The 14,078-nt window shown below is 58.0% G+C and carries 13 protein-coding genes and 1 pseudogene; 1 reads left to right on the plus strand and 13 read right to left on the minus strand.

The window, feature by feature from the left end:
* Positions 1-29: 29 nt before the first annotated feature.
* The 6 genes from RWV98_RS13300 to RWV98_RS13325 form a co-directional block, all read right to left on the minus strand.
* Positions 30-1,133, minus strand: coding sequence for a helix-turn-helix domain-containing protein (locus tag RWV98_RS13300; RefSeq protein ID WP_317861326.1), 1,104 nt, complete (start codon positions 1,131-1,133; stop codon positions 30-32).
* Between the two features lie 152 nt (positions 1,134-1,285).
* Positions 1,286-1,474, minus strand: a complete 189-nt coding sequence (locus tag RWV98_RS13305; RefSeq protein WP_280961322.1) for a hypothetical protein — start codon at positions 1,472-1,474, stop codon at positions 1,286-1,288.
* Between the two features lie 92 nt (positions 1,475-1,566).
* Positions 1,567-2,775 (minus strand): aspartate kinase, encoded by a 1,209-nt coding sequence (locus RWV98_RS13310; RefSeq protein WP_280961321.1) that lies wholly within the window; start codon positions 2,773-2,775, stop codon positions 1,567-1,569.
* Positions 2,776-2,886: 111 nt separating this feature from the next.
* On the minus strand, positions 2,887-3,777 hold the full coding sequence (gene thrB / locus RWV98_RS13315) for a homoserine kinase (protein WP_280961320.1): 891 nt from the start codon (positions 3,775-3,777) through the stop codon (positions 2,887-2,889).
* Positions 3,778-3,795: 18 nt separating this feature from the next.
* Positions 3,796-5,007, minus strand: a complete 1,212-nt coding sequence (locus RWV98_RS13320; protein WP_317861329.1) for a homoserine dehydrogenase — start codon at positions 5,005-5,007, stop codon at positions 3,796-3,798.
* Positions 5,008-5,054: 47 nt separating this feature from the next.
* Entirely contained in the window at positions 5,055-5,495 is a 441-nt protein-coding gene (locus tag RWV98_RS13325; RefSeq protein WP_280961318.1) for an ACT domain-containing protein, read from the minus strand.
* A gap of 366 nt (positions 5,496-5,861) precedes the next feature.
* Here RWV98_RS13325 and RWV98_RS13330 point away from each other — a divergent pair, with 366 nt between their 5' ends.
* Complete coding sequence (locus RWV98_RS13330; protein WP_317861331.1) at positions 5,862-7,184, plus strand: sodium-dependent transporter; 1,323 nt, start codon at positions 5,862-5,864, stop codon at positions 7,182-7,184.
* A 62-nt stretch (positions 7,185-7,246) separates the two neighbouring features.
* Here the strand turns inward: RWV98_RS13330 and RWV98_RS13335 are convergent, their stop codons facing one another.
* The 7 genes and pseudogenes from RWV98_RS13335 to dnaB all read right to left on the minus strand — a co-directional run bounded on the left by RWV98_RS13335 (position 7,247) and on the right by dnaB (position 14,077).
* Entirely contained in the window at positions 7,247-7,441 is a 195-nt protein-coding gene (locus RWV98_RS13335; RefSeq protein ID WP_280961316.1) for a helix-turn-helix transcriptional regulator, read from the minus strand.
* 20 nt (positions 7,442-7,461) lie between these two features.
* Positions 7,462-7,905 (minus strand): hypothetical protein, encoded by a 444-nt coding sequence (locus RWV98_RS13340; protein WP_280961315.1) that lies wholly within the window; start codon positions 7,903-7,905, stop codon positions 7,462-7,464.
* Between the two features lie 106 nt (positions 7,906-8,011).
* Positions 8,012-8,788 (minus strand): hypothetical protein, encoded by a 777-nt coding sequence (locus tag RWV98_RS13345; protein ID WP_317861334.1) that lies wholly within the window; start codon positions 8,786-8,788, stop codon positions 8,012-8,014.
* 81 nt (positions 8,789-8,869) lie between these two features.
* Positions 8,870-10,799, minus strand: a pseudogene (gene ftsH, locus RWV98_RS13350) (ATP-dependent zinc metalloprotease FtsH).
* A gap of 42 nt (positions 10,800-10,841) precedes the next feature.
* A complete protein-coding gene (gene hpt / locus RWV98_RS13355) occupies positions 10,842-11,384 on the minus strand; it encodes a hypoxanthine phosphoribosyltransferase (RefSeq protein ID WP_280961312.1) in 543 nt (180 codons plus the stop codon).
* Positions 11,385-11,389: 5 nt separating this feature from the next.
* Positions 11,390-12,724 (minus strand): tRNA lysidine(34) synthetase TilS, encoded by a 1,335-nt coding sequence (gene tilS / locus RWV98_RS13360; protein ID WP_317861337.1) that lies wholly within the window; start codon positions 12,722-12,724, stop codon positions 11,390-11,392.
* Positions 12,725-12,727: 3 nt separating this feature from the next.
* Positions 12,728-14,077, minus strand: a complete 1,350-nt coding sequence (gene dnaB / locus RWV98_RS13365; RefSeq protein WP_280961416.1) for a replicative DNA helicase — start codon at positions 14,075-14,077, stop codon at positions 12,728-12,730.
* Position 14,078: the final 1 nt, after the last annotated feature.

The raw sequence follows: 14,078 nt of genomic DNA on the forward strand, positions 1-14,078 counted from the left end.
CGCCGTATAGGCGGTTTTTTATTTGTACATTACCACGTTTGCCAATCAAAGCTATCGCTCAGATCCAAACCGTAAGCGTCCTTTACGGTTACGTCAAAGCGGATGCTGCGCGCGCCCGCCGGTATCTCGTAGGCCGGGAACGCGGCGCGGCAATACAGCGTGGCGGAAGTCATCTCCTCCATATCGCTTTGGTAGCCCATATTGTCCAGCGCCACTGCACCGAGCTTAGTCTCGCCGGCGATCATGGTCGCGGTGCCGCTGACCGGATAGTTGCCCCCGCCATCGGGAATGGCTATCTTTAGAATAAAGGTGCTCTCCCCGATTCGATCATCCTGCCGATCGCCGCCTTCTGCCTCCATGCCTTCAATGGTGAGGGCATACTGGCTTCGCATGTCAAAATATTCCGTGACAGGCAGGCTACGTGTCTTACCATCCTTAGTCAGCAGCAAAAACGCCTGATAGCTGTCTTCCAGACCGATCCGCACGCTGGCGTTGTATGCGCCATCCACCCACGCGGCGTCGGCCGACTCGGTCGTTCCATTGCCCTTGAGCATGACCTGCGCGGTCTCGGCCTCGTCGCGCTCCACCGGTACGATCTGAAAGGTAAAGCACAGCTTGCCGCTGGCGCCGTCATAGTCGCACTGCTCCGTAAAGCCCGCGATATCTCCGCTTGTGAAGGAAGGCTGCGGCTCAGACGGTACATAGACCGTACCGCCGCCGAGCGGCAGGCTATCCACCTGCTCTTGCAGCCGCGCGACCCAAACGAGAGAAACCACGCTACATATCGCGCTCACGGCAAACAACAGCGCGAGGCCCCCAATGACCCACTTGGTCTTTTTCGTCAGCTGCGGCTGATCGGATACGGAAAAGCCCGCCGGCGTAACGACAGCCGCCTGCTCTTCGGAACTGTCCTGCTGCTCTTTCCCGGGGAATGGCTCGTTCGGCCGCAAGAGCGCGTCTACCGTCACGCCAAACAGCTTTGCCAGCTCGACCAGATTGTCCATGCCCGGCACGGCCTGATCGGCCTCCCACTTGGATACCGCCTGTCTGGAAAGCCCCAGCTTGTCGGCCAGCGCTTCTTGGCTCAAACCCTGTTCCCGGCGAAGCGCCGCGATCTTCTCTCCTGTCGTCATCACCCTTCACCTGCCTTTCTGCTTTCAGTGTGCGCTAAATACGCGCAAAACGCCACCAACCGGCCGTTTCTTTTTGTCAACCGGCGGTTGCCCCCTACAAAAAAGTCCCGAAAGATCACTCTTTCGGGACTTTTCACCTGCTATGTAGAACCTTACTCGATCCCTTCGTCCTCGCCCTCATGGCGATGATTCTCGGCATAATCGGGACATTTGGCCTTTGCTTCGTCCTCTGTGGCGTAAGGGCAGGCGCGCACGCGGCCCTCGGTCTCCTGCAGGGCGACACAAATCTTTTCTCCCGGATTCGCGCCTCGGCGGCGGAACAGACACCAAAGCTTTTTCATGAGGTTCCTCCTTTTTTACGCTTCGTTACATTTCTATTATAGCGTGGCGCACAGCGCTTGTCAACGAAATCGTTATAAAAATATCAATGTCTTTATTCGCCAAAGAACTGCTCATGAATGACCTTGACCGCCTTTTCGCTGTCCTCTTCATTGATCAGGACGGAGATCTTGATCTCAGAGGTGGAGATCATACGGATATTGATGCCCGCCATGGCAAGCGCTTCAAACATCTTGGCGGCAACGCCGGAATTAGAGGCCATGCCCGCGCCGACGATGGACACCTTGGCCACGCGCGTGGAGATGGAGACATCCTCATAACCCAGCATCGCGGCGTTATCGCGCAGGATCTTGCCGACGCGCTCCGCGTCGTCCTGCGGTATGGTGAAGGAGATGGACTTTTTATTGTCGCGGCCCACCGCCTGCAAAATGATATCGACGTTGACCTTGTGCTTGGCCATGAGAGAAAACACCTTAAACGCGGTGCCGGGCGTATCGTCCACATTGATAATGGCCACACGCGCGCATTTATTATCGCGGGCTACGCCGCTTACATTCAACTTTTCCATGTTAGAGCCCTCCTTGACTTTGGTACCCGGATTACGGGTAAAGCTGGAAACGACTTCGAGGTCGACGTTATACTTCTTTGCCATTTCTACGCTGCGGTTATGCAGCACCTGCGCGCCCAGACTGGCCAGCTCCAGCATTTCATCATAAGTGATCGCGTCGAGCTTGCGCGCGCCCGGTACGACGCGGGGATCGGCGGTGTACACACCGTCCACATCGGTATAGATTTGGCAAAGATCGGCGCCCAGCGTGGCCGCGATGGCGACCGCCGTCGTATCCGAGCCGCCGCGGCCCAGCGTGGTCAGATCGCCCATCTTGTTCAGGCCTTGGAATCCCGCGACGATCACGATATGGCCGTTGTCCAGCTCGGCCTTGAGCCGGTCGCCCGCGAGGCGCTTGATGCGCGCGTCGGAATAGTTGCTGTCGGTCTCCAGACCGATCTGCCAGCCGGTCAGCGATACCACCGCGTGGCCCAGCTTCTGGATCGCCATGGCCAGCAGGGACATCGAGATCATTTCGCCGGTATTGAGCAGAACGTCCATTTCGCGCTTGGACGGGCTTTCGTTCAGCTCGGCCGCGCGCTCGATCAGATCATCCGTGGTGTCGCCCTGCGCGGATACCACCACGACCACTTGGTTGCCCGCCTGCGCGGTGCTGGTCACGATATCCGCGACGTTTTTCAGCCGTTCGGTGTTGGCAACCGAGCTGCCGCCGAACTTTTGTACAATCAGACTCATAACTTTGTACCTTATCCTCCTTATACTCATCCCAAATAAAAACCAGCGTTTTTATTCACGCCGCCTTGGGCCGCGTGAGCGGGTCGCCCCGCCCGAGACGGTTACCGTCACTTAAAGCCGCTTCACGACCGCGCCGACTTCGTCGCAGCGCAAGAGCTGGGGCTTCCAATGCGGGTATTTCTCCTTGCAAAGCGCTTCGGCGCGCGCGATATAATCGCGGTCGCCCTTGTAGTTGATCGCAATGATGGACGGGCCGGCGCCCGATATGTACGCGCCCAGCGCGCCAAGCTCCTTCGCGTCTCGCGTGAGATCGAGGCCGCCCTCGATCAGCGGGAAACGATAGGGCTGGTGCAGGCAGTCGCCGGTGGCGACGTCCAAATTTTCCAGTTTGCCGGTGGTGAGCGAGCCGGCGAGCAGCGCGGCGCGCGCTAAATTAAACACCGCGTCGCGGTGGTCGATCGTTTTCGGCAGCGCGGCGCGCGCCTTTTCCGTGGAAAGCTTAAAATCGGGGATGAATACGATAAAATCGATCGCGCCGTGCACGGGCACGCGCACATGGTGCACATGGCCGTTTTCCAGCAGGGCCACGCAAAAGCCGCCCAAAATGGCAGGGGTGGAATTATCCGGGTGCCCCTCGATCGTCGCGGCCAAATCGATTACGGCCTGCCGGTCGAGCGGATCGCCAAGCAGCGCGTTCGCGCCCATGATGCCCGCGACCGTGCACGCCGAGGACGAGCCCAGACCGCGTGTTTGCGGAATGGCGCAGTCCTCCAGAATACGCAGGCCGGAAAGCGGCTTGCCGCATTCGTCATAGACGCGCTTGGCGCACTGGTAGATCAGGTTGCGCGCGTCCTTCGGCACATGCGCGCCGTTTTTATCCGAAATCTCGATGTGATCGGATTCCTCGATGTCGATGATGTTGTAAAGCTCCAGCGCAATGCCGATGGAATCATAGCCCGAGCCCATATTGGCGCTCGTTGCGGGAACGGTGATACGAACCATGCCTTTTCCCCTTTCCCGTTACAGCATACGCATGGCCGCGAGCACCTGCCCCTTTTGGGCCAGCTCGCTCGCCTTTTTCGCCATATCGTTGGTGGAGAGCTTGCGGGTGCGCACGACGACCACGCCCTGCACCGGTTCGGATACGCTTTCGACCGGCAAAACCGCTTCCGCGTCGGCGGAAGCGCCCTTGAAGCGGACATACCACGCGCTTTGCAGCGAATCGATCGGGCGGAGCAGATTCTTAGAGCCGTCGCCCCACATGATGCGGCGGCGGTGATCCGCGTGCTCGATAGAGTCCAGCATATCCGCCGCGACGGCGGAGGCGGTCGCGAGCTTGCCCGCGCCCTTGCCGTAGAACATCACTTCGCCGGTAGCGTTGCCGTCCACCATAATGGCGTTGAACACGTCCTCCACAGCGGCCAGCGGGCTTTCCTTATGGATCAGGTGCGGCGCGACGTAGGCGTAAGCCGTGCCGTCCTCGCATCGCACCGCGCGGCCCAGCAGCTTGATAACGCAGCCGAGCTTGTCGGCGTTGGCAACGTCCTCGAGCGTGATCTTGGTGATGCCCTCGCAGCTGACCGCGTCCGGGTCAAACTTATCGCCAAAGGCCAGATCGGACAGGATGCATATCTTACGGCAGGCGTCGTGTCCCTCGATGTCGGCGGTCGGGTCCTTTTCCGCATAGCCGGATTCCTGCGCCTGCCGCAGCGCATCCTCAAACCGAACGCCGTTATGGATCATCTGCGTTAAAATATAGTTGGTCGTACCGTTTAAAATACCGCAGATCTCGTTAAATTCATTCGCGGCCAGACATTGCAGCATGGGGCGGATGATCGGGATGCCGCCGCCGACCGACGCTTCAAACATGTAATTTACGCCATGCTCCTCCGCAATGCGGAGCAGCTCCTCGCCGTGTGTGGCGACGAGCTCCTTGTTGGACGTGCACACGCTTTTGCCCGCTTCGAGGCAGCGCTTGGTAAACTGGTAGGCCGCGCCTACGCCGCCCATGACCTCGGCCACGACCGAGATCTCCGGATCGTTTTCGATCACCGCGAAATCGGTCACGAATTTATGACCATAGGGCAACGCGGAAAAATCGCGCAGATCGAGCACATATTTCACCTCGACCGGCTCGCCGACGACGCGCGCGATCTTTTCGGCGTTCATCTCGAACACCTCATATACGCCCGAGCCGACCGTGCCGTGGCCCATAATAGCTGCTTTAATCATCTTTCTATGCTCCTCCCGGAATATCTATGTTGTGCCTCCCCCATCGTTCACTCAGAGGCTAGGATTTCTACCTTACCGACGCCGTCGAGCGCTTCCGCGCGGTGCATCAGCTCTTCCACCGAATATTTCATTTCACCCGTGCGGGCCGCGATCGTCACGGAAGCCTGCCCGCGCATGGGAATGGACTGGTTCACGGTCAGCAGGTTGGCGCCGGAACGCGCCATCAGCCCCAGAATGCTGGAAAGCACGCCGGGCTGATCGTGCAGCATGAAATGAAAGGTGACGATCCGATCGGTCGTTACCTCAAAGAAAGGCCGCACGCCATCCTTATACTTATAATACGCGCTGCGCGACAGACCCGCGATCTTAGCGGCTTCGCTCGCCGTGGCGGCTTTGCCGGAGGCGAACGCTTCGTTCGCTTCGATCACGCGCTGGAACACTTCGGGCAGCAGCGAGCGCTCCACCAGATAATACTTCGGTTTTACCATGCGTTGTCCTCCCTAAAAAGACAAGTGTCTTTTTCACGCTTCAATAGCATACCATACCGCGTGCCACAAAGCAAGGGAATATCTGATAAATTTCTTCATTTTCCGCAATTCCTTTTGACAAATATGACAAAGCGCCCTGTTCGCCGGACGCACGCAACCGCCAAAGCGTAACCTTTATTTCTATGGAATTCGTATATGGTCTTTTGCACAATATCTGTGGTATAATAGCCGCAAAACGGCTATTATACCCTGATTAAATTAATTATACCATCAGCGGCATTTGAGACATGTCAAGGCTTTCAAAAATACCGCCGCTGTGGTATAATATTAAAGCTTGTGACAAATAAAATCGGAGAGTAAAGAAACATGCAACAAAAAAACGGTAACGGCACTTTTTCCTCCAAGATCGGCTTCGTGCTTGCGGCTGTCGGCTCGGCGGTCGGCATGGGAAACATTTGGCTTTTTCCTTACCGCACCGGACAATACGGCGGCGCGGCCTTCCTGATTCCTTATCTTCTATTCGTCGCCCTGTTCGGCTATGTCGGCCTATCGGGTGAATTTGCCTTAGGCCGCCTGACCGGCACCGGCCCGATCGGCTCGTACGACTACGCGGTAAAGTCGCGCGGCAAAAAGGGCGGCTCTATTCTAGGCGCGATTCCGCTGTTCGGCTCGCTCGGCATCGCGATCGGCTACGCCATCATCGTCGGCTGGGTGGTCCGCTCGGCGGCGGGAGCGCTGACCGGCACGCTGATGAACACCGAACCCGAGACTTTCTTCGGCCAGATGAGCGGTGCACACCTTTCCAGCGTGCCGTGGCACATCGTCGTCGTGGTCATCACGGCAGCCATCCTCATTTTTGGTATTTCAAGCGGTATTGAGAAGATCAATAAGGTGATGATGCCCGCTTTCTTCATTCTGTTCCTTGTAATCGCGGTACGCGTCGCTTTTCTGCCCGGCGCGTTCGAGGGCTATAAATACCTGCTCGTACCGGATTGGAGCTACCTGAAGAGCCCGGAAACCTGGATCATGGCCATGGGACAGGCCTTCTTCTCACTTTCGGTCACGGGGTCAGGCATGATTATCTACGGTTCGTACCTGTCCAAAAAGGAGGACATCGTGCATTCCTCGGTCATGACCGCGGTGCTCGATACCTGCGCCGCCATGCTGGCGGGCTTTGCGGTCATTCCGGCGGTTTTCGCCTTTGGCCTTGATCCGCAGGCCGGTCCCAAGCTGCTGTTCATTACCCTGCCCCGCGTATTCCAGCAAATGCCCGCAGGCCGGTTATTCGCTTTCCTTTTCTTTATTTCGGTGCTGTTCGCAGGCATCACCTCGCTGGCCAACATGCTGGAAGCGGTATCCGAAGCCGCCCAGACCCGCCTTGGCCTAAAACGAAAGACCGCCGTACTGCTCGCGGCGCTTGCCACACTCATCGTCGGCCTGTTCATCGAATACGAGCCCTACATGGGCGCGTGGATGGACGCGATCACGATCTATGTCGTCCCGATTGGCGCGGTGCTTGGCGCGATCATTATCTACTGGGTGCTCGGCGTGACCAAGGTAAAGGAAGAGCTGATGCAGGGCCGCGACAAGCCCCTCTCCCGCTCCTTCGGGTTTCTCGCCAAGTATGTCTATGTATTTCTGGCCGCCGCTGTGGTTATTTGCAGCTTCATTTACGGCGGTATCGGATAAAAACTCATGAAAAAGCTGGCGACCATTGGTCGCCAGCTTTTTATTCAATCATCGTTATGCAGTTATGCATCTAAAAAGAAAATGCTTTCCACCGGCCGTTCCAGCAGACGCGCGACCTTCATGGCCAGCTCCAGCGTGGGATCGTATTTGTTGTTTTCCATGGCCACAACGGTCTGACGCGATACGCCGAGCAGATTTGCCATGTCCTCCTGCCGCAGCCCCTTCGCCTTGCGCAGCTCTTTAATATTATTTCGCATAAGCAGCCGCCTCCCTTTGCTTACAAAGCTAGACCAGCGATTGTCAGCAGGCCACCCAATATGCCGATCAGCGCGGCAATGCCGACAATCCAGAGCAGCGTTTTCCAAGGTGCATACGGCCGGTATTCCTCGTCGCCTTTCGTATTACGATAGCGCAGCACGAGCGTCGCGGTGCCTTGTGTCAGTAAGCCGAGCAGCAGCACGAGATTCGAGAGCGGCAAGGCCTCCCGTTTGACAAAGGAACTGTAAAATGTACAGCCAAGCAAACCAAATAACATGACATTATAGGCGATCACCACCGCTTTATACTGTATCACACGTTCCATTTCATCCATTTTGGTCACACCGAAGCGCTCCGCGACCGATCTTGCCCGTTCGGACTTTCCCTTCCTGATCCAATACGCAAAACCAAAGGACAAGCCCAGCAATAAGCAGGGTATTGCAATAAAAGCCACATATCTCATTCTCTAATCCTCCTGACAAAATGTTAAATTGTTTTGACATATGTATTATATGTCCTACTCAGCAAAATGTCAAGAACTTTTTACATTAGAGCTTTACTATGCGCTTTTATTCCTGCACCGCATTGCTTTCCACCTTGGCGCGCAGGATGGCGGCATGCAAACGAATGCTTGGATCGGTACGGCTTTTCTCATCCGCGCGGAGAAACAACTTGTTTTCCATGCCGCCGAGTCGATAGGTGACGGTGACAACGCTCGATTCGTTGCGCTCCTTCTTCGGCGCGGCGAACGCCAGAAAGCCGAGCGCCAATAGCCGCGTGGCGGTAAAGCGCTGAGAAAGCTGCTCAGTCGTGAACAGTTCCGCGCTGATGATATCCTGCAGGGGAATGGCAAACTGCTTTTTGACAACATGGTACTCGATCCGGTCCGCATAGACAAACAGCATGCCGCTTGACGACTTTTGCAGATAAGGATAACCGCCGCAATAGCGGCAGGGTAAAATCTCCTTTGGCCGTTGGGGCTTATCGTGTTTCCGGGTCTCGGTCTCGATTTCCGCTGAAATCGGCGCTTTGACAAAGGAGAGCACCCGCTCCACATTCGCCTGATTTTTGCCCCAATCAGCTAACTGCAGCGAGGCTTCCAACCGCGAGGATACGCGGACCAGCGTTTCCGCAGCACTCAGGCGGTCGATCCATATGGAGATCGACTCTCCCTTATTGGAATACCGCCCTTTATCCGCGTGCACGTCTAAAGAATAGCCGTTTTCCGTCTGCGCCGAGCGGTCAAGATGCAGATCCGTGGCCACGCTAATGCTTTGTACCAGATTTTCACGTGCCTGTTCCGCGCTGTATGGAAAACGCGCCTGTCCGGTTGCTTCTTTCGGCACTGCTTTTCTCTCCCTTCCCAAATAGAAAAAGCGCGCGGCAAACCCTTTGGTCTGCCGCGCGCCCGTTTCGCACGTTATATTTTACGGCTGGCTGGATTTCCGCTCGCCTTCGGGCGTGATCACGGTAGCCTCTGCCTGTGTCTCGGTCTTTTCATTGTTCAGCTCTTCCAACAGGTCTTCGCCGACCTGTTTATCCGGTACGAGCTCTCCGTTGTAGACCTTCTTAAACACATCGCCATCCATCGTTTCATTGCGGATCAGATATTCGGCAACGCGCTTCATTTCCTCGCGGTGCTCGGTAAGCAGCTTTTCGCAGCGGCGGTGCGCCTCTTCGATGATGCGGTGGATCTCCTCATCGATCTCGGCGGCCTTGACCTCGGAATAGCCCTTGCCCGCCGCAAAGTCGCGGCCAAGGAAGATCTCGCCGTTGTCCGCCGCGTAATCGATCGGGCCGATCCGGTCGCTCATACCGTAGCTGGTGACCATGGCGCGCGCCATCTGCGTGGCCTGCTTGATATCGCCGTACGCGCCGGTCGAAATATCATCCATCACCAGCTGCTCCGCCACACGGCCGCCGAGGCATACGATAATGTATTCCTCCATATAGCCGCGGGTGCGGTAGGCCTGATCCTCCTCGGGCAGCGGCATGGTGAAGCCGCCCGCGCCGGAGGAACGCGGAATAATCGTCACATGGTGCACCGGATCCTGCGTGGGCAGCACGTGGAAGCAGACCGCATGACCCGCTTCGTGGTAGGCGGTCAGCTTTTTATCTTTCTCGGTGATGATATGGGTCTTCTTTTTCCACGCCCATGACGACCTTGAGGAGCGATTCCTCGATCTCTTCAAGCGTAATGAATTTCTTATTGCGCCGCGCGGCAAGCAGCGCCGCCTCGTTGAGCAGGTTTTCCAGATCGGCGCCGGTAAAGCCCGCCGTCGTCTTGGCGATCGAGTCGAACTTTACGTCCGGATCGAACTGCTTATTGCGCGCGTGTACCTTCAGGATGGCTTCGCGGCCCTTGACGTCGGGCGCGCCGACGTAGACCTGCCGGTCGAAACGGCCCGGACGGAGCAGCGCGCCGTCCAGAATATCCTTCCGGTTCGTCGCCGCGATGACGATGACGCCTTCGTTCGCGCCAAAACCGTCCATCTCGACGAGCAACTGGTTGAGCGTTTGCTCGCGTTCATCGTGTCCGCCGCCGAGGCCTGCGCCGCGCTGACGGCCGACCGCGTCGATCTCATCGATAAAGACGATGGAGGGCGCGTTTTTCTTGGCCTGCTCAAACAGGTCGCGCACACGGCTCGCGCCAACGCCGACATACAGCTCGACGAAGTCCGAACCCGAGATCGAAAGGAAGGGCACGCCCGCCTCGCCCGCGACCGCTCTTGCGATCAGCGTTTTACCGGTGCCCGGAGGGCCCACCAGCAGCACGCCCTTGGGGATGCGCGCGCCAATCTGCACAAACTTTTGCGGATTTTTCAAAAATTCAACGATCTCCTGCAGCTCGGCCTTCTCTTCGTCCGCGCCCGCCACATCTTCAAACGTGACCTTGCGCTTATCATCCTGCGCCAGCTTGGCGCGGGCCTTGCCGAACTGCATCGGATTGCCGCCGCCGCCCGATTGCTTGTTCATCATAAAATACCAGAACGCGCCGAGCAGGATGATGAGGATCAGGTAGGGCACAAAGCTGGCCCACCACGGGATATTTTGCGTTTTGTACGTGAAGTCCTGCAGCGTGCCGTTTTCCATCTGCTCCAGCAGCTCGGGCTTGAGGTCGTCGTGGAAAACGCCCACATAATCGCCAAGGTCGAAGGAACGCATCGAGCCGTCCTTAAGCTGCATGGTGATGATCTGGTTTTCGTCTACAACGGCCTTTTCGACTTGCTCCTCTTTAAACAGGCGGACAACGTCGGAATACTGGATCTCCTCAGACTTCTGCGACTGGCTGAGCACATAGCTGACGCCCGCCAGCAGGAACACCAGTATGATCAGGTAAAGGCCAAAGCCTTTCATTTTGCCTTTCAATTCGGTACCACACCTTCCTTTGGGGTAATTTTACTCCGCGCCGTAAACGGCCGGCTTTAGAATGCCGATATACGGCAGGTTGCGGTATTTCTCCGCGTAGTCGAGCCCGTAGCCCACGACAAATTCATCCGGGATCTCGTAGCCGAGGTAATCGACCTTTACCTCCACCTTACGGCGGGAGGGTTTGCTTAAAAGCGTGCACAGGCGGATCGAGTTCGCGCCGCGCGCCGTGAGTATCTGCATCAGGTAATGCAGCGTGACGCCGGAATCGAGGATATCCTCCACGATCAGCAGGTCGCGCCCGTCGATCGGCTGTTCGATATCCTTGATGATCTGCACCTCGCCCGTGGTCTTGGTGCCCTTGCCGTAGCTCGATACCACCATAAAATCCACATTGCAGGGTACGTCGATCTGCCGCGTCAGATCGGCCATGAACACGTACGAGCCCTTGAGCACACTGACGATCAGCGGGTTTTTATCCCGATAATCCTCCGTGATGCGTGCGCCGAGCTCCCGCGCTTTGTCCTTTAGCTGCTGTTCGGTGAACAGCACCTCTTTGATGTCGTTCCTCATTGCCGTTAGATCCTCTCAAATCTTATTTCTATGCTATCGCCGCCCAATGGGCGGCGGGAACAGTCCATGCCCAGCCCTTCGACCGCGATGACGCCGTCCCGGTCGGCCACTACGGCCAGCCGGTCGCGTTCCTCACGGGGAATGCGGCGGTCGATCATCAGCTTTTTCAGCGTCCGGCTGCCGCCTCCGTCGGTCAGACGCAAGCGATCGCCCGCTTTACGCGCGCGAACGGACAAGGTTTCAAAGTTTATTTTACCACAATCCACGCAAAAAGTATTGAATGAATTGTAAAAAGCCGAATTTTTTTCTTGCCGATCAAGCGTGAGCCACGTGCCGGAGGGGCCGACCGGACCATGAAACGGAACGGAAAGGGGAATTTCGTCAAAACGCGGCGCTTCTTCCGCCTTTTGCACTGCAACGGTGTCATAGATCCGATACGCCCGATAGCCGCCCGGCAGATCGAGCGCGGCGGAGGGATCGTCCGCGCGCAGCAGCCCCTCCAGTAACGCGATATGCCGCTGCGCGGTCTGGCGCGGAGGCACCCCCGCTTCCGCAAGCAGCAGGCGCAGCGCGCGCGAACACACCGCGCCGTCTGCTTTCAGCAGGGTTTTCACGCAAAAGCCGCCGGGCCGCCGCGCGGTTTTCAGCGCTTCTCCCGCGAGCTTTTCCAAATAGATCTCGTCCTGCCGCGCGAGCGCGGTCAACCGGCTGACCGCCGCGCAGAGCGCGGGATTGATATCGCGCAGCACGGGCACGACCTCGTGCCGGATACGGTTTCTCGTATAATCCACGGAAAAATTGGTGCTGTCCGTTACAAACGGCTGGCCAAGGGAGGCAAGGTAGCTTTCGATCTCCGCCCTGCCTGTTTCCAGAAGCGGACGCACGATCGCGCCGCGCACGGGCGGAATACCGCCGAGGCCCTTGGGGCCGGTGCCGCGCGTTAAATGAAACAGCACGGTCTCCACGTTATCGTCCGCCGTGTGGGCTGTCGCGATACGCGCGCCCCGCGCGTCCTCCGCCAGCATTTGATAGCGCAGGTGCCGCGCGGCGGTCTCGATGCTTTCGCCCCGCTCCGCGGCGGCTGTGCGGATATCCGCGCGGCGGACCGCAAGCGGCACGCCGAGGGAAGCGCACAGGGTTCTGACAAAGTCCTCATCCCGCTCGGCTTCGTCCCCGCGCAGGCAGTGATTCAAGTGAAACGCCCGCGCCCGATAGCCCAAAGCGAGCAAGGCGCGCAGCAGCGCCACCGAATCCGCTCCGCCGGATAGAGCGACGAGCACCTCGCCGCCGGGCTCTAACATGCCGTACCGCGCGATCGTATCCGCTACTTGTTTCAGCATCGTCTACGCCTCGTGCACACGGTCGGGGTTGGAGAAGGTCGTATACTGGCCCACCCATTGCAGCTCGATCGTGGTGGTCGCGCCGTGCCGGTTTTTTGCCAAAAGGATTTCGGCGATGTTTTTCATTTCGCTCTCGTCGTCGTAGTAATCGTCGCGGTAAATAAACATAACAATATCGGCGTCCTGCTCGATTGCGCCGGATTCACGCAGGTCGGACAGCATCGGCCGTTTATCCGCGCGCTGCTCGCTCGCACGCGAGAGCTGCGACAGACAGACGACCGGCACATTCAGTTCCTTGGCCATGATCTTGAGGCTTCGCGAGATCTCGGCCACCTCCTGCACACGGTTATCCGAATGGCGGCCGCCCGAATGCATCAGCTGCAAATAGTCGATCACGATCAGCCCAAGCTCGTCGCCCAGACGGCGGCACTTGGCCTTGATCTCAGGCACGGTGATGGCCGGATTATCATCCACATAAATGTCCACGCCCGCGAGCACCGAAGAAGCGCGCGCGATCTTGACCCAATCATCCGGCGTGAGGTTGCCGGTCTTCAGCTTCTGCGATTCGATCAGCGCTTCGCTGGAGAGAAAACGGCTGGCGAGCTGCCCCTTGCCCATTTCGAGCTGGAACACACACACGCCCGTTCCCTTTTTGTAGCCCTTCGGCTTGCCCTTGACCGCCGCCTTGGCCGCGTTGAGCGCGATATTCAGCGCAAACGCGGTCTTGCCCATGCCGGGACGCGCCGCGATCAAAATAAGGTCGGATTTGTTCAGGCCGGTCAGCGCGGTGTCCAGCGCGTGGAAGCCGGTCGACAGTCCGGGGATATCGCTGTCCGACTTGGCGCGCTCGTCCAGCTCGTTGTAAAGGTCGGCAATGACCTCGCTGAGGCGGGACAGGCCCTTGATCTCGCGCCCCTGACGGATCGCGTAAATGCGCTGCTCGGCCAGCTCGGCGATTGAAGAGGCTTCTCCCCGCGCCTCCATGGCGTTCTGCTGGATCTCGGCGCCCGCGTCCGCGAGCTGCCGCAGCAGGCTTTTGTCGCGCACGATGCGCAGGTATTCGCCCACATTGCGCGTATTGGGCGTTACCTCCATCAACTGGAACAGATACGCTCTGCCGCCCGCCTCGTCATAGTAGCCCATGCGCGTCAGCATATCCAGCACCGTGACCGGGTCGATCCGCTGCGCGCCGTTAAACATGGAATAGATCACTTCAAAAATGCGCTGGTTTTCCTCCGCGTAGAAGTCCTCCGCGCGCACCTGCTCGATCACCTCAGGGATGCAGCTCGGGTCGACCAGCATCGAACCGATCAGCGATTGCTCCGCCGAAAGATCCTGCGGCACCTGCCGCATT

It is taken from the genome of Agathobaculum sp. NTUH-O15-33 (assembly GCF_033193315.1).
Lineage (GTDB): Bacteria > Bacillota > Clostridia > Oscillospirales > Butyricicoccaceae > Agathobaculum > Agathobaculum faecihominis_A.